The 18,739-nt window shown below is 57.8% G+C and carries 17 protein-coding genes and 1 pseudogene; 12 read left to right on the top strand and 6 right to left on the bottom strand.

The window, feature by feature from the left end:
• Window positions 1-2: 2 nt before the first annotated feature.
• Together AC13RC_RS25145 and AC13RC_RS25140 are read right to left on the bottom strand one after the other, a co-directional pair.
• A complete protein-coding gene (locus AC13RC_RS25145; RefSeq protein ID WP_488558794.1) occupies window positions 3-1,142 on the bottom strand; it encodes an acyl-CoA dehydrogenase family protein in 1,140 nt (379 codons plus the stop codon).
• A gap of 5 nt (window positions 1,143-1,147) precedes the next feature.
• Window positions 1,148-1,624 carry a MaoC family dehydratase gene (locus AC13RC_RS25140; RefSeq protein WP_488558793.1) on the bottom strand — a complete coding sequence of 159 codons (477 nt, stop codon included), beginning with the start codon at window positions 1,622-1,624 and terminating at the stop codon, window positions 1,148-1,150.
• Between the two features lie 105 nt (window positions 1,625-1,729).
• On the opposite strand from AC13RC_RS25140, the gene AC13RC_RS25135 reads away from it, so the two are divergent.
• Window positions 1,730-2,629 (top strand): LysR substrate-binding domain-containing protein, encoded by a 900-nt coding sequence (locus tag AC13RC_RS25135; RefSeq protein ID WP_488558792.1) that lies wholly within the window; start codon window positions 1,730-1,732, stop codon window positions 2,627-2,629.
• A gap of 80 nt (window positions 2,630-2,709) precedes the next feature.
• Here AC13RC_RS25135 and cynS read toward each other — a convergent pair whose 3' ends face one another.
• From cynS to AC13RC_RS25120, 3 genes are all read right to left on the bottom strand, one after another.
• Window positions 2,710-3,195: a cyanase gene (gene cynS / locus AC13RC_RS25130; RefSeq protein ID WP_488558791.1), complete on the bottom strand. Its 486-nt coding sequence runs from the start codon at window positions 3,193-3,195 to the stop codon at window positions 2,710-2,712.
• A 63-nt stretch (window positions 3,196-3,258) separates the two neighbouring features.
• The gene (locus AC13RC_RS25125) at window positions 3,259-3,966 is read right to left on the bottom strand and encodes a cysteine hydrolase family protein (protein WP_488558790.1); all 708 of its coding nucleotides are present in this window, start codon (window positions 3,964-3,966) and stop codon (window positions 3,259-3,261) included.
• A gap of 63 nt (window positions 3,967-4,029) precedes the next feature.
• Entirely contained in the window at window positions 4,030-4,620 is a 591-nt protein-coding gene (locus AC13RC_RS25120) for a TetR/AcrR family transcriptional regulator (RefSeq protein WP_488558789.1), read from the bottom strand.
• Between the two features lie 199 nt (window positions 4,621-4,819).
• On the opposite strand from AC13RC_RS25120, the gene AC13RC_RS25115 reads away from it, so the two are divergent.
• From AC13RC_RS25115 to AC13RC_RS25090, 6 genes and pseudogenes are all read left to right on the top strand, one after another.
• Window positions 4,820-6,088 (top strand): condensation domain-containing protein, encoded by a 1,269-nt coding sequence (locus tag AC13RC_RS25115; protein WP_488558788.1) that lies wholly within the window; start codon window positions 4,820-4,822, stop codon window positions 6,086-6,088.
• A gap of 156 nt (window positions 6,089-6,244) precedes the next feature.
• Window positions 6,245-7,801: an AMP-binding protein gene (locus AC13RC_RS25110; RefSeq protein ID WP_488558787.1), complete on the top strand. Its 1,557-nt coding sequence runs from the start codon at window positions 6,245-6,247 to the stop codon at window positions 7,799-7,801.
• Window positions 7,802-7,825: 24 nt separating this feature from the next.
• Window positions 7,826-8,500 (top strand): nitroreductase, encoded by a 675-nt coding sequence (locus AC13RC_RS25105; RefSeq protein WP_488558786.1) that lies wholly within the window; start codon window positions 7,826-7,828, stop codon window positions 8,498-8,500.
• Between the two features lie 164 nt (window positions 8,501-8,664).
• Window positions 8,665-10,314, top strand: coding sequence for an AMP-binding protein (locus AC13RC_RS25100; RefSeq protein ID WP_488558785.1), 1,650 nt, complete (start codon window positions 8,665-8,667; stop codon window positions 10,312-10,314).
• A gap of 284 nt (window positions 10,315-10,598) precedes the next feature.
• Window positions 10,599-10,676 (top strand): annotated as a pseudogene (locus AC13RC_RS25095) (nitroreductase); the annotation flags it as partial.
• Window positions 10,677-10,809: 133 nt separating this feature from the next.
• Window positions 10,810-11,184 carry a nitroreductase family protein gene (locus tag AC13RC_RS25090; protein ID WP_488558784.1) on the top strand — a complete coding sequence of 125 codons (375 nt, stop codon included), beginning with the start codon at window positions 10,810-10,812 and terminating at the stop codon, window positions 11,182-11,184.
• Between the two features lie 12 nt (window positions 11,185-11,196).
• Here the strand turns inward: AC13RC_RS25090 and AC13RC_RS25085 are convergent, their stop codons facing one another.
• A complete protein-coding gene (locus AC13RC_RS25085) occupies window positions 11,197-12,126 on the bottom strand; it encodes a LysR family transcriptional regulator (protein WP_488558783.1) in 930 nt (309 codons plus the stop codon).
• A gap of 252 nt (window positions 12,127-12,378) precedes the next feature.
• On the opposite strand from AC13RC_RS25085, the gene AC13RC_RS25080 reads away from it, so the two are divergent.
• From AC13RC_RS25080 to AC13RC_RS25060, 5 genes are all read left to right on the top strand, one after another.
• Window positions 12,379-13,821 (top strand): PAS domain-containing methyl-accepting chemotaxis protein, encoded by a 1,443-nt coding sequence (locus tag AC13RC_RS25080; protein ID WP_488558782.1) that lies wholly within the window; start codon window positions 12,379-12,381, stop codon window positions 13,819-13,821.
• Between the two features lie 324 nt (window positions 13,822-14,145).
• Complete coding sequence (locus AC13RC_RS25075; protein WP_488558781.1) at window positions 14,146-14,907, top strand: SDR family NAD(P)-dependent oxidoreductase; 762 nt, start codon at window positions 14,146-14,148, stop codon at window positions 14,905-14,907.
• A 26-nt stretch (window positions 14,908-14,933) separates the two neighbouring features.
• The gene (locus tag AC13RC_RS25070; protein ID WP_488558780.1) at window positions 14,934-16,106 is read left to right on the top strand and encodes an acetyl-CoA C-acetyltransferase; all 1,173 of its coding nucleotides are present in this window, start codon (window positions 14,934-14,936) and stop codon (window positions 16,104-16,106) included.
• 54 nt (window positions 16,107-16,160) lie between these two features.
• Entirely contained in the window at window positions 16,161-16,937 is a 777-nt protein-coding gene (locus tag AC13RC_RS25065) for an enoyl-CoA hydratase-related protein (protein WP_488558779.1), read from the top strand.
• 49 nt (window positions 16,938-16,986) lie between these two features.
• Entirely contained in the window at window positions 16,987-18,720 is a 1,734-nt protein-coding gene (locus AC13RC_RS25060) for an acyl-CoA dehydrogenase family protein (protein WP_488558778.1), read from the top strand.
• Window positions 18,721-18,739 lie beyond the last annotated feature (19 nt).

The following is an 18,739-nucleotide window of genomic DNA, read 5'->3' as shown; positions in this document are numbered from 1 at the left end:
TCCTATCGCAGTCCAAGGCCGCGTGCGATCATGCCGCGGAGAATTTCGCGCGTTCCGCCCCTTAGGGAAAAGGCGGGCGATATCTGGGAGACGTAGGACGCCGTGCGTTTTAAATCGGCGGGTGCAGCGCAGCGCGGCGTGCTCAACGCGCCTGCAACAACGGTCGGGATACGTTGTTCGAATGTCGTTCCGAGATCCTTGACCAGGGCGGCTTCCACAACCGGGCTCTCGCCGGCAGCAAGCTTGGCCGTGACGGCAATCGACATTGCGCGCAGTGTCGAGACCTCGGTGATCAGGCTCCCCAGCACCGGCAAGGCATCGGCCGAGACCTGATCGCGAAGACTGTCGATCCAGCCGTCGAGAAGCACGATGCTCGAATAGATGCGCTCTGGTCCGGAGCGCTCGAAGGCAAGTTCGGCGGTCACCTGCTTCCAACCGTCCCCTTCCGTGCCGATCAGTGCATCGGCCGAGAGCTCGACATTGTTGAAGAACACTTCGGAGAAATGTTCGGCACCCGTGAGATCCCGGATCGGCCTTATCTCCACCCCGGGCGCCTTGAGGTCGACGATGACCTGCGAGAGACCACGATGACGGTCCTCGGCGCTGCCTGACGTGCGCACCAAGGCGATCATGTACTGGCATTCATGTGCGTAGGTGGTCCAGATTTTTTGCCCATTCAACGTCCAGCCGGTCGGCGTCCGCTCGGCACGGGTGCGCACGCTGGCAAGATCAGATCCGGAATTGGGCTCGCTCATGCCGATACAGAAGAAGGCCTCGGCTTTGCAGATTTTCGGGAGGTAGTACTTCTTCTGCTGCTCGGTGCCATAGCGGAGGATAAGGGGACCGCTTTGGCGGTCAGCAATCCAGTGGGCGGCGACGGGCGCGCCTGCGGCGAGCAGTTCCTCGACGACGACGAACCGTGCAAATGCGTCGAGATCGGCACCGCCGTAAGCGGCCGGGAGTGTCAGTCCGACCCACCCGCGCGCCGCCAGTTCACGGCTGAACCCGGCATCGAAGCCTTGCCAGCTGTGGGCGCGCGACTCCATGGACATGTGATCGAGCTTGCCTTGCAGGAAGGATCGAACATCGGCGCGCAATTCATCGTAATGCGCCGGAATCGCTGCATAGTTGAACGCTTCCATCGAAATTACTCCGCCATCGCCGGCCGGCCGGCAATCAGGCGCTTCACGTCGTATTCGATGACGGTTTCATTGTTCTGATTGATAACCGCGACTTTCGATGCGACAACCGCGCGCCCCGACTTGGACGTCGGGCGGACATCGGTGATCGAAACGAGCGCATGAACAGAGTCCGACACCGACACCGGCTTCAAGACTTTCAGGGATACTTCAAGCAGCGCAAGTCCGGCATTTTGCAGCAGCGTCTGCATCAGCAGGCCTTCAATGATGCAATATGTCAGCGACGCGGGAACCGGGCGCCCGCGGCCTTTGATGGCACCGTCAAAATCTGCATCAATGAAAAGAATTTCGGTCTGGCCAGTACAGCCTATGAAGCTGATGAGATCAGCTTCGGTGATGGTCCGGCGAAGCGATTTGAACGTCTGCCCGACGGCCAAATCCTCCCAGTAGTAGCCTTGACCAAGTAAAATTACGCGTTCGGTCATCGAGCGCTCCTCCCTGTCATGCGATCGTCACGCAATGATAAGAGCTCGAAAATTTCACATCCAATATTGATTTAGGCGACATTGATAGTGTATTGGCTATCAATTATGAACGTCCGTCAACTTCGCCAGTTCGCCATTTTGGCAGAAACGCTCAGCTTTCGTAGAGCCGCCGACATCCTGCATATTTCACAGCCACCTCTGTCGGTATCGATCCGGAAGTTGGAGGAAGAATTCGGGACAGCGCTCTTCGACCGTTCGACCCGTTCGGTCAAATTGACGGAGGCAGGATCGGCGGCGCTTGCGGATGTGCGTAAGGCTCTGATGCACCTTGACCGCGCCAAGCGCCTCGCTTTGGAAGCAGTCGGCGGTGTTCACGGTACGCTTCGGATCGGATCGGTGGGGTCGGCGACGCTATCACTTATCCCGCGGATGGTTCCTCAGTTTCGAGGCCTCTTTCCCAATGTCGAGGTGACCATAAGGGAGTTTCCCTCGAATAAGATCATCGAGGAGGTTGAACGGGGCGAGCTCGATCTCGGGCTGGTGCGCACGCCGATAATAGGACGCTACGAAGTCGTTTCCGTTGCGATCGAGGAAGACCGGTTTATCGCCGCTCTGCCCGTCGATCATAAACTGGCGAAACGCGCATCGATTGGTCTCCGCGAACTGGCCAACGATCAATTCATCTCGTATTCGCCGACCGTTTCGACCGGAATCCACTTCGCAGTGTCCAATGCTTGCCAGGCATCGGGCTTTGCTCCGAAAATCATCCACGAGGCTACGCAAATCCAGGCGGCGATCAGTCTGGTCGCTGCGGGAATGGGCGTGGCCCTGGTTCCCACCTTGTACTCGCAAATCCAGCAGGATAAGATCAGTTTTGTGCCATTAAGCGGGCGCTCGAAGGCGTTGGAGATCGGTCTCGCATTGGTCTACAATCCGGCAACCGAGACTGACGTTGGAAAGGCATTTCGCAGTGCTTGCCTCCCGATCGACGACGGCGACGCATGAGCGCCGCCGTCCGAATTCAGGCGATCGCATTCCGCAATCCCAGCACAAGATGCCGCTTTGCAAGAAAGCGATGATGTCGCTCAGACGGTTTCCTTGTAGCCGTATTCTTGGATAGCTTGTTCGTTGCCATAGTAGCGGTAGGGCAGGAACTTGCCAGACATGCCAATGCGAACACGGTCACCTTTCGGATTGGGTTCGCGCTCGAACGTGATGTCGAAGTCGATCGCCGACATGATCCCGTCTCCGAACTCTTCTTCGATCAGCGCTTTCCAGGCCGGCCCGTTGACCATTACCATTTCATAGAAGCGGTAGATCAGAGGGTCGGTCGGCGGCATCGATGTGCCGCGATACGGTACCTCATTGAGCATGCGTTCTTCGTTTTCCGACAGACCGAAAAGCTCTGCGGCCTTTCTAGCGAGCGGCTTGACCAGCTTCATTTGTCCAAGCAGTGCACCAACGATCAAGACTTCTGAAACCCCACCGATCTCGCCGGTGATGTACTTCCAAGACCATCCGCGCTCGCGTTTGATGTCGAGTATTTTTTCGCTCAGTTCTTCGCGTTTCATGTTGTTCCCTTTTTTCTGGATATCTGACTGCAACGGTGTCGCGGCAGCCAAAGACGTTGAAGCTTAGCCCTTCAGCTTGGCGACGGCGTCTGCCGTCGTCCACATGGCGTGAGCGAGGAATCGGAAGTTGACAAGAGCTGCCAAATATCCGTCTCCCTCGGGCACTCGGGGACCTGCCGTGGCGTCACGAATGACCACAACTTCGAAGCCTTGCTCGATCAATTCCCGTAGATGGGCTTCGATGCACAGATTTGCAGCCATGCCGGCGAGCAGGACCTGGGAAACGCCCTGTTTGCGCAATTGAAGAATGAGATCGTTGGTTTCGGGTCCGTAGACCTTGTGTGGCGAAGCAATGATCGTCTTCCCGTCGAAGATATACTTTTTGTATTCCTCCAGAAAATCCGCTCCGGAACCTTCGAACTCCTCGAGTGTAAATTGACCCTTTCGACCGAACATATTGATGGAATGCATCGTCTTTTCGAGCGGTCCGCCGAAGTTCCAGTGGTGATCGCAGGGATAGTAGAAATGCGGAGACACCGCGACTAAGATGCCGGCCGCTTTTGCAGCGTCGAAGAGCTGGCCGATATGGCTGACCGTGCCATTTTCAGTGATCGATTCCCCGAAGAACGGCCAGCTAACGCCCTCAGGATGGAGAAAGTCGTTCTGAGGATCGATAACGACAAGAGCGGCCGCTTTCAGATCAAGTTCGAAGGTGCTCGCTGGCAGCACGGGGTTGATCGGATCGGCATAGATTTCATTGCGATTGGTCATGGCATTCCCCTTTTTGTTTCGCACATTAAAAAGTGACTGGTCATCTATTAATGATCCAGCCGTTTACTGCAGAAGGCCCGGTATGATGAGGCCCTCAAATCGTTGCAATGCTCGCGGGCCATGCTCGACCTTGGCGACCATCACAGCGCCCTCAAATGCTTCAATGAGAGCCGCAGCGAGTTCCTGCGGTTTGCCAGCATTTGAAAGTTCTCCCTCCTCCTTTGCTTCGACCAGACAGCTGGCAAGCCGATCGGTCCATAGCCGCAGAAGGGTTTTAAGTTTTGCCCGCACAGCCTCGCTTTGCGAAGACAATTCCAGGGCAAGATTTGCAATCAGGCATCCGAGCTCGAAATTCTGCCGGGCGTGGAACTCGACGAGATATGCGAAATGCTTCTCGACCCGCGAAAGGGCGGGCATGCTTCGATCGTCGAGACTTATGACGAAGCTTTCTTCCACCATCACCCAGTACTCATCGAGGATCGCAGCGGCGAAAGCTTCCTTGCTTTCGAAGTAATTGTAAAATGAGCCTTTTGGAACCCCCGCCTCGGCGGTGATGTCCTGAACACCGCAGGCATTGAAGCCGACGCGGTGGATAAGCTTGGCGCCGCTTTCCAGGAGGCGCAACCGGACGGTGGGGTTCGAAGGACGAGGCATGACGTAATAAAATGACCGGTCACCTCGCTATGTCAAGTGTAATTTCGCAGTTGCGAGATGAATGTCATTGTTAAGCCAGACTGAACAGGCTGGAAAAATTTGAGCTGATTATCAGCGTGAGGCTTTCGTGAAAGCCTAGGGCGCGCGAGCAGCTTGTCGCCGTGTCATAAAAATGAAAATTTACCGAGGACGCCGAACTATGATCGATGCCAAGTCGCCATCATCCGCGCGAGCACTGGGCTATCTGGAAGAACTTTTCTGGCTGTATGACGGAGCGACACCATTTCATTTCGTCGTCACCGCCGAAATCGATGGTACCGCGCCTGTCGAGGACTGGCAGCGCGCTTTTTATGCGATCCAGCGTAGGCATCCAAACCTTTCGGTGTCGATTGACGACAGCGATCCGGCCGGCCCGGTGTTCAAACCAGCGCCGGATAAGAGGATGCCTGTGAGAGCTGTCATCGATAACGATTCGTCGAGCATCTTCGAAGAAGTGGCCCGGCAGGTCCAGACACCTTTCGATCCCGAATGCAGTCCGCTCGCCCGCGCCAGTATCGTGGTTGGCAGCGGCAAGACGCATGTGATCTTCGCTGCTCACCACGCCGTTGCGGATGGACTGTCGGCCGTATTTGTACTGCGCGATCTGCTGACCGCGATTTCCGGCGGTAAACTTGAACCGATGGCGGCCGCCACGGCACAGGAACAGCGGTTTGGGATCTCGGCGGTATCGCTATCTTCTTTGCAGCAGACAGGCTGGGCGAAGCGGTCAGTTCGTGCTTTGCGCCGCGAGCTTCCCCCGCAGGTTCGTGTCCTGACCCTGAGCGAAAAGCTGACCTCGCTTTTGCCGGAGGTAGCACGCCGGGAAGGCTGCACGGTACAGGCAGTTCTCATCGGCGCCCTGGTCTGGGCCGGGCATTCGGCCGGCAGCTGGCAGGAGAGGCCGGCGGCAATCCTGTCTCCCGTCAATACCCGCGCTGGCGCTGGCTTCGTTGATGATTGCGTTCTGTCGATTATCGTCGGGGTGATAAAGGCAGGCAAGGACAGCCAGCAGGACTTTTGGAGGCTCTGCCGCGCCATCGGAAACGATCTCGGCAGTTGGCGCGGGGCTGACGTTGCGAAGCGGGCTCTTTCGGGAATCGGTCAATTGATCGCAATGAAGCCGGATAGTGCAACCGTGGGCGCCTTCATGCAGCAGAATCTGGCGTCCGACGGCATGGTTACCAACCTCGGCGTGATCGACATTCCGAGAAATTATGGAGCGCTGCGGCTGAAAAGCATTTCAGGACCATTCATTCTGACCGGATCGCCCGGGGAGCAGGTTATCGGTGCCGCCACGCTCGGGAACCGACTGTCGCTCAGTCTGACAAGCCAAGAACCGGTGACCGACCTGCTCGAGTCGATGCGCGATATTCTGGAAGCCGCTTGCAGGGAACAGCGCCACGACAACGCGCATTCCAAAATGGAATAATGGTGGGGGTAAATGAATTAGACGCAGGTGCTGAAATTCGACAGTCTTACACTCCAGCGCCTGCTGTTGACGGGTTCGACAGGCGGCGGAATGCACTACCCCGGGCGACTATGGCGGGAACCATATGCGTGCGGGTGCATGAGGGAGGAGGAAAAAATGAACGCGAACCTTTACAGCCCCGCGACTGTCGGCACGCAGTATTTGCGCGCACTTTCTCGATATCCGGATCGAATTGCGTTTCAAGAGGGTAGTGCGGTTTTCACCTACGCTGGTGCGGCCGAACTGATTGGACGCATCCAGAGCGTTCTGCTTCCCCTTGGGCAGTCGGGAACGCGCGTTGCATTCCTGACGGCCAACCGTACCGAGGTTTTCCTGACCACAGTAGCTGCGCAACTTTGCCGCTTTACGATTACCTGGCTTCCGCCGCTCAACGCCTTGCCCGAGCATCTGGACCAGATGGCCGATTGCAACGCGGAGATCCTTGTTGTCGATACGCTGACGTTTCGCCAGCGCGGCGGTGAACTTGCTGCTGCCCTTCCGCACGTTAAGGTCCTGACTTGGGAAAGCGCCGATTATGGCGTTAACCTGCGCGCAGCGGTGGAAAGTGCCGGAACCGCAACTGCGGTGGATTTTGCCCGACCGGACGATTTCGCCGCTCTGAACTACACAGGGGGAACGACGGGTCGTGGCAAGGGCGTGTTGCGTCGTCACTCACAGTATTCCGCCAAGACCGAAGCAATCCTGCTCGACTACGAGATCCCACTTCGGTCGCGTACTCTGATCGTCGCACCGATCAGCCATCTCGGGGGCCTCAAGATCTATCCGACGCTGGTCCTTGGCGGCACCGTGCATATGATGGCCGGTTTTGACCCTGGCGCCGTGCTTGCGGCAATCGAGCGACAGCGTATCAGCATGACTATGCTGGTGCCGACGATGATCTACCGGCTCCTCGACGAGCCAGCCTTGGCAAAAACCGACGTCTCCTCGCTGGAAACGTTGATTTATGGCGCCAGCCCGATCACTCCAGACCGGCTCGCACAAGGCGCGCAGGTTTTCGGCAAGGTCTTCTGTCAGCTCTACGGACAGACGGAGATCAGTCCGATTGCCTACCTGCCCAAGGACGATCACGATCCGGCCCGGCCCGAACTGCTGGCGTCATGTGGATTTCCGACCCGGATGTGCGACGTCAAAATTCTTGACGACGACGGGCAGGAAGTCGCTGTCGGCGAGAGCGGCGAGATTTGCGCGCGGGCACGCCACGCAATGGAATGTTATTGGAATCGGCCCGAGGACACTGCCGTCGCGGTCCGCGACGGTTGGATCAGGACGGGTGACATCGCGCGTCGCGACGAGCGCGGTTACCTTTTCATCATGGACCGGAAGAAAGACCTTATCGTTTCCGGCGGCTTCAACGTCTATCCCCGCGAAGTCGAGGATGTCCTCGGTTCCCACCCAGCCGTTGCCATGTGCGCGGTCGTCGGCGCGCCTGATCCGACTTGGGGCGAAGCGGTGACGGCTGTAATCGTTACCCGTCCGGGAGCAAGCGTTTCACGCGATGAGCTCATTGCACTTGTGAAAGCGCGCAAGGGTTCAACCTATGCGCCGAAACGGATCGAGTTTGTTGAGAACCTACCGGTTACGAGCGCTGGCAAGATCGACAAGAAGACAATCCGCGGCGGCTTCTGGGCGGGCCATCAGCGTCTCGTCGGCTAAGAATTTAAACTATGGAGAAGTGAAATGACAACCGTTAGCGAAGCTGTGATGGGCCGGCGCTCTACACGCGCCTACAGCGACCGCGCCGTCCCAGAAAGCGAAGTGCGCGCCGTCCTTGAGTTGGCTCGCCACGCCCCCTCCAGCAGCAACATGCAGCCATGGAAAATCACCGTAATGACGGGTGGAGATCTCGCGGCCTTCAAAGCAAAAGCTGCCGAAAGCCTCATCGTGAATCCGAAAGGAGAGGGCGCTGAGTACAATATCTATGCCCAGCCCCTGAAAGATGAATATGACCTGCGCCGCCGGAAGTGCGCCGAGGACATGTATGCCAGCATCGGTCTTCCGCGCGAGGACCGGGCAGGGCGTCTGCAGCAGTTCGGACGCAACTTCGATTTCTTCGGTGCACCGGTTGGCATGGTTTTGTCCATCGATCGGTCTCACGAGGTCGGGCAGTGGATGGATCTGGGTTTCTTTTTCCAGACCTTGTTGCTCGCGGCGCATGAACGCGGCTTGGCGACATGTGCCCAGGCTGCTTGGGCCGCGATGCCTCGCGTGATCCGCCAGCATCTCGATTTGCCCGATACGCACATGGTTGTTGCGGGACTGGCTCTTGGCTACGCGGACACCGAGCATCCCATCAACCGTGTCAATATGGGCCGCATACCACTATCCGAGATTGTCGAGCTGCGTGGTTTTTGATCGGGCCGGCTGGCCCGACGCCAAGCTCAGGTGAGGCCAGTCATCACTGTATTGACGCCGGCTGGAGAACTGATCGGCGATATTTCGATTAACGCGGCGTAGCGCCGTGCTTGCAGGTCGTCACTCGCTGGCGAACCTAAAACTTGTCTGAGAGGGAGGATCAGATGACAAGCTTGCTTCCAGCCAGTTCGACGTTTGACGAACTGATGTCGAATTTTCGTTGGAATATTCCAGCATCCTACAACATGGCCTATGACGTCTGCGACCGGCACGCGGAGGATCCTTCGAAATTGGCGCTGATACACGATGTAGGCGGAACCGTACGACAGTACACGTTCCGCGACATCCAGCGCCTTTCGAACAGGTTTGCCAATACCCTGTCAGCGCTTGGGTTGAGCCGCGGCGACCGGGTCATGGCCTATCTGCCACAAGATCCGGTGACGCTGATCACGCATGTTGCCTGTTGGAAAGCCGGTTTCATCTCACTCCCGACATCCATCCTTTTTGGCGTCGATGGCCTTGAATATCGTCTACGCGACAGTGGGGCGAAGGCCGTTGTTACCGACAGCACCAATCTAGCCAAGGTGCTTGAGGCAAAGGAGTCAGTTCCCTCGCTTCGATATGTTTTTGTGATCGATGGTTCAGGTCCGGATGGGGTCGTCCCCTTCTATGAGACGATTGAGCGTGCGTCGGATCACTTCGACACGCTCCGTCTAACACCTGATACGCCGGCGATGCTGAACTACACTTCCGGCACGACAGGCTGGCCGAAGGGCACCCTGCACGCGCACCGGCTGATGATCGGACATTCTCCGGGGTTTGAGCTTCTTTACGACCTCTTTCCTCAACAGGGAGACCTGATGTGGTCTTGCGCCGATTGGGCGTGGCTCGGGGGCCTGATGGATGTTGCAATCATGGCATGGTTCCACGGAAAGCCGTTGCTGAGCTTTCCCATGGTTGGCTTCGACCCTGAACTCACATTGAGAATGGTTGGCAGCCACGGCGTCCGTAACGCGTTTTTGACACCGACGATGCTGAAGCTTCTGCGCCCGCATAAAGAGCTTGTCTCGGCATATGGGGTGAAACTTCGCAGTATCATCGCCGGCAGTGAAGCGGTTGGACGTGATCTTTTGGCTGAAATGAACGACATGTTCGGCGTCACAATCAACGAGGGCTTTGGTCAGACCGAAGTGAATCCGGTGCTCGCCAACTGTGCAAGCTTCAATCACGCCCGCATCGGGTCACTGGGTGTATCGCTTCCGGGCTCGGAAGCTGCCATTCTCGACGACGATGGCAATATGCTTCCGCCGGGTACGACCGGCAACCTCTGCATTCGCCGCGGCGTACCTCAGATGATGCTGGAATACTGGAACAACCCCGCGGCGACCGCAGAGAAGCTTCGAGGCGATTGGCTCTACACTGGCGATCTGGCAAGCAAGGACGACGAGGGCTTTTTCTGGTTCCGAGGGCGCGGTGACGACGTCATCACTAGCTCAGGATATCGAATTGGACCGACTGAGATCGAAGATGCCATCGTGAGGCATCCGGCGGTCAGCATCGCAGCGGTCATCGGCGTCCCAGACGATACCAAGACCGAAACCATCCGAGCCTATGTCGTCTTGGGCGCTGGGCGGAAGGGGAGCCCGGAGCTTGCTGAAGAAATCAGATTGTCAGTGCGCGACAGATTGGCCAAACACGAATATCCAAGAGAAATTCGTTTCGTCGACGCACTGCCAATGACGGCAACAGGTAAGGTCCTTCGGCGCACCTTGCGTGATGAAGCGTCCCAGGAACGCCTGGCGGCGGGACGCTAGGCCAAGCAAAATTGGGCAGGACGGCCTTTCACTCGTCCTGCAGTCCCTATTCATCCTGCGTGTGATCGGGTGACCGATGTTCAACCGTAGGATTCGAGCTTGGAGCGCTTCTGGAAGATGCCGCTGATCTTCCCGGGCCAGTGCAGATTGCGGTGTGGGAGCAGCGATCATCGCCACGAAGATGGGAACAGGGATATGACGACAGTTAGCGACGCGTTGATGCAAAGGCGTTCATTCGCGCATATAGTGATCACGCTGTCGTTGAGAGCGATCTGCGCGCCATTGTGGAACTCGCTCTCCGTTCGCCCTCGAGCGGCAACATGCAACCATGGAAATTGACCGTCATGACCGGACGCGACCTCGACGCGTTCAGGCTCAAGACGAAGCGCAGCATTGAGGAAAACCCGACAGGCGAGGGGGCCGAATATGAGCTCCACGCGCAGCCCCTCAAGGAGGAATACGACTTGAGACGGCGCCAATGTGTCGAAGCGCTTCATGAATCGATCGGACCAAGTCACGATAGCAAGCCCGGCACGACCAATCTCTTTTGCGCGAAACTTCGACTTCTTCGGGGCTCCGGTCGGTATGATCTTGTCAATCGACAGAAGCCACGAGATCGGGCAGTGGATGGATCTTGGGTTATTTCTACATGCGCTGCTGCTCGCGGCCCATGAGAAGGGGCTCTCGACCTGCGCGCAAGCGGCTTGGGCCGCTATGCCTTTCACCGTTCGGCGTCATCTTAGTCTGCCGCGGAGCCACATGGTAGCCGCAGGGATCGCGCTCGGCTATGCCGAACGTGGCAAGCCAATAAACGACGTTCGAATGGGCCGCAGGCCGTTCGATGACGTTGCCGAGCTGCGCGGATTTTAGCAAACGACGTCTTCACGGCGACAACGGGGCGAGCGGTCCATTTTCGGGACGCACAAGACAGGTTCTCAACACCGCTATGAAAGCCCGGATCGCCTGGGATGGGTCCGACCTGCCCCTCGTTGCAGCGCAGATTGTTGCGCCGGGGTAAGGATCGGCAAATTCAACCAGCTCGAAATTCTTCTTGAATGCCGATGTACGTGCGTAAGAGCGCGACACCACCGCCACCGCGTCTGACTTGGAAACCATGCGCTGCACGATAGGAAACGCATCGATCATGTGGACATGGCGCTTCCAATCAAGCCCCTGACTCTCGAAGATCTCGCGGGTCGTCGACACGTATGGCCTCGAGATCGAGGGAGCGATTATCTCGTATTTTGCAAGATCGGCATTCTTTGGACGGCGAACTGCGAGAATGGGATGGTCTTTTCGGACGAAGAAAGCGGTCTCCAGTATCCCCAAGGGCACACGCTTGACTTCCGCCCAATCGGCGAAGGCGGCGTCGAACCCAACGGCAACATCGACGGTGCCGTTCAAGAGCTGCTGGATCATTCGCTCGAAACTAGAGCCGCTAACGTCAAACCGAAGCGCGGGCCGCTGCCGGTGCAAGGTCGCAAGCCCGTCGACCAGGAGCCAGTCGAGTGACGCCGGGCACAAGCCTACTCTTAGGATCGTTGCGAACGGATCATCTCTTGCTGTTGTGCCGTCAAAGAGGCGCGCCGCGTCCTCAAGGATGCGTTCGGCGCGATCCACAAAGTCGCGACCCTTTTCGGTCAGAAGCGCCCCTTTGGCCGATCGGAAAAATAACTCGTGGCCGAGCTGGCGTTCAAGGTCGGCGACACTTTTCGTTACCGCGGATTGGGTTACGCCGACCGCTGTTGCGGCGGCCGTAAAAGAGCCATGGCGGGCGACGGCGACAACATGCGACAAGCGGGGATCGAGCATTCTCATTCCTGTTCGGAATAACAATTGTTATTACGTACTATAATTCATGTGCACCTCTGCGGCAAAGAAAAACGCAGCTCCCAACCGTTAATCAATCATCATGCTCGTTGGGAATGCTGGTGGAGGAAAAGGAATTTGACTTGAGATTCCGACAAACCAATCACTGTCTTTTAGCGCCTTGAGGGATTTTATACCTGCGGTTTGCGTTCAGGCGGCGACTTTATCTGAGCACCATATACCAGGGGACATCCAATGCATTTTCTTGAGCGAAGCAAGGCTCACCAGATTCGCGATCTCGAAGAAAGATACCAAGTCGCCGCGACCAGTCGCAAAATCCTTTTCGAAGCGAGCGGCATCGGGCTCTGGGAAGCTCACTTCCCCGACGGCGATCCCGGCGCGCCTGAGGCGACGTATCGATGGTCGCCCGAGTTCCGCAGGATGATCGGTTTCGAAAGTGAGGTGGATTTTCCTAACACCATGGAAGCATGGACCGGCCGAATTCACCCCGACGATGTCGCTCATCTGTTCGAGGCCACGGGCAAAGCCATTGCAGACCGCACCGGCAAGACCCGCTACCGAGCTACTTACCGAATGCGTCTTTCCGATGATACTTATCGGTGGTTCCACGCGACCGGAGGCTGCGTTTTTGACCGCGACGGACCCGGTGTTCGCGCGGCTGGCTCTTTGGTCGACGTGCACGATCAAAAACTACTGGAAGAAAAAGCGTCAGCGGATGCGAGGGAAAGCAGCCTTACGATCGAAGCGCTGAAAGTTGCGCTCGCAGCGCTCTCGGATGGGCGCCTCGACACGCGCATCACCGATGCCCTCCCGAGCCGGTTTGAAGAGTTGCGGCATTATTTCAACGATTCTGTTGCTCAACTCGGCAACTCTCTCTGTCTTATCAAGGACAGTGTGCTCGTCATCGATAGAGGAAGCGTGGAGATTAGCAGCGGCATCGACGACCTCTCCCGACGTACCGAACAGCAGGCGGCCTCGCTAGAGGAGACCGCCGCGGCGATGGACGAGATCAACGCAAGTTCGGCCAACAGCAACACGCGTTTGGAAGAGGTTCGAAAGGTCGCGCATGACGCCAACGGCAAGGCGAGCTCGTCGGTCGAAATTGCCACGACAGCCGAAAGCGCCATGCGCAAAATCGAAAATTCCGCGCGAGAGATTTCAAACATTATCGGAGTGATCGACGATATCGCATTTCAGACCAATCTCCTGGCGTTGAATGCCGGAGTCGAAGCCGCCCGCGCAGGTGATGCCGGCAAGGGCTTTGCAGTCGTGGCGCAAGAAGTGCGCGAATTGGCGCAGAGATCCGCAAAGGCTGCAAAGGAAATAAAGACACTGATCTTAAACTCCGCGAGCGAGGTCGAGCATGGCGTGCGCCTTGTACGCGAAGTAGGCGATGCGCTGACCAATATCGGCAACTTTATTTCCCAGATGAACGAACATATTGCAGCCGTCGCGCAATCGTCCAAAGAGCAGTCGATCGGCTTTTCAGAGATCATGTCGACCGTTCGCCATATGGATATTGCCACGCAGCGAAACGCAGCGATGGCGGAACAGTCGACGGCGGCAAGTGTTTCGCTCAGACATGAGATTGCCCAGCTTCTTGAGACCGTATCTCGGTTCCAGCTGGACCGTGCAGCCGCAAGCTCTCAGGTCGAGAAATTCAAGCGACGCGCATGATTGACGGTACCTCCGTTCCGGGCGGGAAAGGCTCTGGACGGAGGCCGGTCCAAGTATTCCTCATCGGAATATCGACCGCTCCAAATGAATTAGCCAAATGCCACCAGGCTGTGATTTTCTGATGTCACGTTGAAGCCTTGGATGGAGGAGCCAAGTGATGAGAAACGTTCCCGAACAACCGTCCGTACAGGGTTGACGCGCCGCTGGCCAATAAAGAGCGGGGCGTCGGGGCGTTGCTATCGATCAATCGACGCTCCCACCAAGGTTGTCGGATGAGTTTGCCGGCCTGTCCGCCGGTCTTTTTTTCTTGCGAAGGAGAAATTCATGCAACTGCAGTCGATTGCAGCGGTCGTCACGGGTGGGGCATCCGGCCTCGGCGAGGCAACCGCAAGAATGCTTGCTCGTGGCGGTGCCAAAGTCACGATCTTCGATCTAAACGCCGAGCGCGGAGAAGCTCTTGCCAAGGAGCTCGGCGGACGCTTCGCGCGCGTCAACGTGACTTCGGAAGATGAAGTCACGCTAGCCTTGGCGGATGCCCAAGCTGCACATGGTGTAGCGCGCGTTCTCGTCAATTGTGCCGGTATCGGCGCGCCGACTAAGACAATCCAGCGCGATGGCACCCCGCACCCACTGGATGGCTTCCGCAGGGTTATCGAGGTCAATCTGATCGGAACATACAATGTTGCTTCCAGGTTTGCGGCTGCCCTTGCTAAGGCCGATCCCATCGGTGAGGAACGCGGCGTTATCGTCAACACCGCATCGGTTGCCGCGTTCGACGGTCAGATGGGACAGTGCTCTTACAGCGCCTCGAAAGGCGGAATCGTCGGCCTTACACTACCGCTTGCCCGTGACCTCGCCGGCCATTTCATCCGCGTTGTCACGATCGCTCCGGGCGTGTTCATGACACCAATTCTCGAAGGCCTCTCGAAAGAAGCTCTGGACTCGCTTGGCAAGCAGGTGCCTTTCCCTTCGCGCCTTGGTGAGCCGACGGAATTCGCAGATCTCGCTGGTGCCATCATCGCAAATGCTTTCCTCAACGGTGAGACGATCCGTCTCGACGGCGCCATTCGGATGGCGCCCCGGTAAGTCGGCAAGGTAGAAGGACTTATATTATGAGCCAAGCTTATATCGTTGAAGCCGTACGCACCGCTGGCGGCCGTCGCAAGGGTGCGCTTGCCAACTGGCATCCGGCCGACCTCGCAGGCCAGGTCCTCAATGCCGTCGTCGATCGCACGGGGGTGGACCCTGCAGCCATCGAAGACGTGATCATGGGATGCGTCACCCAGGTCGGGCAGCAGAGCTTTCTGGTCGCCCGCAATGCGATCTTCGCTTCCAAATTACCCGAAACCGTCCCGGGCACGACCGTCGACAGGCAATGCGGGTCATCTCAGCAAGCATTGCATTTTGCGGCCCAGGCAGTCATGTCCGGAACCCAGGATCTGATCATCGCTTCGGGTATCGAAAGCATGACCCGCGTACCGATGCTCAGCGCAACCAAGCTTGGTATCGATGCAGGGCTCGGCGGTCCGTGGTCGGATCGAATTCTCGAACGTTTCGGCGTCAAGGAGTTCAGCCAGTTTCATGGCGCTGAGCTCATGGTCAAGAAATACGGTCTAACACGCTCGGAGCTCGATGCCTTTGCCCTACTTAGCCATCGTCGTGCAGCCAAGGCGGTGCAAGAGGGTGCGTTCGACAATGAGATTGTCCCGATCGAAATCGTTTCCGCAGACGGACAAAAAAGCCTTCACACTCGGGATGAAGGCATTCGGTACGATGCCTCGCTCGAGGCTATTTCATCGGTCAAACCGGTGATCGAGGGCGGAGCGATCAGTGCCGCCAATGCAAGCCAGATTGCTGATGGTGCATCAGCAGTGCTCGTTGCCAGCGAGCGTGCGGTCAAGGAACACGGTTTGAAGCCGCTGGCGCGGATTCATCAGCTGCATGTACAGGCTGGCGATCCCGTCATCATGCTTGAAGATCCGATTCCTGGGACGCGACGTGCGCTTGAAAAGGCGCGGATGAAAATCGATGACATCGATCTCTATGAAGTCAACGAGGCGTTTGCGCCCGTGCCGCTTGCATGGCTGAACGAGCTCAAGGCTGATCCGGAAAAGCTCAATATTCATGGCGGATCGATCGCGCTTGGTCACCCGCTCGGCTCCTCGGGAACGAAGCTCATGGCAACGCTCGTTCATGCCTTGCACCGTCATAACAAGCGCTATGGCCTGCAGACCATGTGCGAGGGTGGTGGCTCAGCGAACGTCACGATCATCGAGCGCCTCTAAGCCGCTGCCCGGCAATCTTCTTGCCTGACTCTAGAGTTCCAAGGGACAACACCCATGACTTATCAAAACTGCTCTGTTGTTCGCGAAGGGCACGTTACGATCATTACTATCGACCGCGTCGCCTCACACAACGCCTTGCACTATGACGCACATATCGAACTCAGCGATGTCTTCGATCGATTTTCGGAAGATGACGACCAGTGGGTCGCGATCATCACAGGTGCTGGCGAGAAGGCCTTCTGCGCGGGCAATGACCTGAAGCTCGTGCCGGAGATCTCGCTCGACAAGACGCCGAAGAACGGCTTTGGAGGGCTCACGGCTCGCTTCAATATGATCAAGCCCGTCATTGCTGCAGTCAACGGCGTCGCTATGGGTGGTGGCTTCGAGATCGCACTGGCTTGCGATATTATCATTGCCCACGAGCGGGCGGCTTTTGCACTTCCCGAGCCGCGCGTGGGATTGGCCGCACTCGCTGGCGGCATCCAGCGCCTTGCGCTGGATATCGGCCTAAAGCGAGCGATGGGGATGCTTCTGACCGGCCGGCGCGTATCAGCCACAGAGGGACTGTCGCTCGGTTTCGTCAACGAAGTTGTCGCAGACGATGTCCTGGGCGCGGCAAAACGCTGGGCAGAACAGATCGTTGAATGCAGCCCGCTTTCTGTGCGTGCGACGAAGGATGCAGCCTACAAGGCAACGGCGCCTTACCTTGCAAAAGCACTGGTCGAAGAGTGGGATTATCCGGCGATGATCAAGCTTTTGAGATCCGAGGATGCCGCTGAAGGCCCAAAGGCCTTTTCCGAAAAGCGCCGACCGGTCTGGAAGGGCCGCTAAACTTCTACGGCGGCGCACGGCGCCGCCAATTCTTTACGAGCGAGTTGAAATGACATTTGCTATTCCGACAAAGGAACAACGTTTCCTGCTGGAGCATGTTGTGAACATCGGCGAACTGATCGCTGCCGGTTCGCATGACGAGCTTAGCCATGATTTGGTCGATGCGATTATCGACGGGGCAGCGGCTTTTGCGGAAGGAGAATTCGCACCCCTCCTTCGCCTGGGCGATATCGAGGGCGCCGTCTGGCACGATGGCGTGGTGACCATGCCTGCGGGTTACCGGAGGGCCTATGAGGCGTTCGTCCGGGATGGCTGGGGATCGGTCAACGGCCCAAGCGAGTACGGCGGCCAGGGATTACCCTTCTCGTTGGCGTTCGCCGTCCAGGAAGATCTTGGAACGGCCAATATCGGCTTCGCGCTCGGCCCGATGTTGACGATGGGTGCGGTGGAAGCCATCGCCTCGCATGGCACAGACGGACAGAAGCAAAGGTGGCTGCCTTCGCTGGTCAGCGGGACGTGGGCCGGCACCATGAATCTGACGGAGCCGCATGCCGGCACGGACGTCGGCGCACTTTCGGCGACCGCAACTCCCACCGGTGACGGTCGCTACAAGATCCGCGGCCAGAAGATATTTATTTCATTTGGCGAGCATGATCTGACCGATAACATCGTCCATCTGGTCCTTGCGCGTTTGCCAAAGGCGCCAGCCGGCTCGAAAGGCTTGTCGGTCTTCATCGTACCGAAGTTCCATCTTGATGCCCTAGGCCGTCCGGCCGGTAGAAATGACCTGCGTTGCATGGCGATCGAGCACAAACTTGGCATTCGCGTGTCGCCGACCTGTGTGCTGTCGTTTGGCGACAACGACGAGTGCTTCGGCGAGTTGCTGGGTGAAGAGAACGGTGGCCTCAAGGTCATGTTCACGATGATGAACAATGCGCGGCTCAATGTTGGTGCCGAAGGCGTTCAGATTGCCGAAAGAGCCCGCCAGCAGGCGATGGCATATGCTCGGGAACGCGTCCAGTCTCCGCGCGCCGATGGCTCGTCCGGTTCGACCTCGGTTGCGATTTGCGAGCATCCGGACGTTCGGCGCATGTTGCTGCGAGCAACCGCACTGACCCAGGCGGCCCGCGCGCTGGTCTACTATGTCGCCGGGCAGGTGGATCGCGCCCACCTTGGTGACCGCTCTGCGCTGGCGCGGCTCAATCTGATGACGCCTCTTGCAAAAGCTTATGGCTCGGATATCGGCGTGGAGGTTTCCTCCATAGGTATTCAGGTGCATGGCGGTATGGGTTTTATCGAAGAAACCGGTGCAGCCCAACACTATCGCGATGCCCGTATCATGCCAATCTACGAAGGCACGAACGGCGTCCAAGCTGCGGACCTCGTTGGACGAAAACTCCTCGCCGATGAAGGCAAAGCGCTACGCGCAGCGCTCGACGAGATCGAAGCCGATTGCGCCAGCGAGCCTCTTATCCTTGCCCTTCTGAACGAGGTTAGAGCGATCGGCGAGTGGATGTTGGAGGCGGCTGCCAACGACCGGCTTGCCGGGAGCTACTCGTTCCTGACGATGTTTGCCGTCCTTTCTGCAGCCTGGTTGATGGCCCGACAGGAGCGCGCCGCCAAGGCGGTCGGTCCGAAGGATGCTACACAGGATCCGTTCTATCCTGCCAAAATCAGCGCCGCACGCTACTATATTGACGTGATCGTTCCGGAGGCCCTGGGGCTTCGGGCGGCGGCCACGCTCGGGGCTGAGCCGCTTTATGCATTTTCGGTAGCGGAGTAACCAGAGCCGGCGCGCTTAG

The sequence above is a fragment of the Martinezella sp. CNPSo 3890 genome (assembly GCF_057784455.1).
Note: the sequence above shows the minus strand (reverse complement) of the source record. Positions and strands in the feature narration are given on the sequence as shown.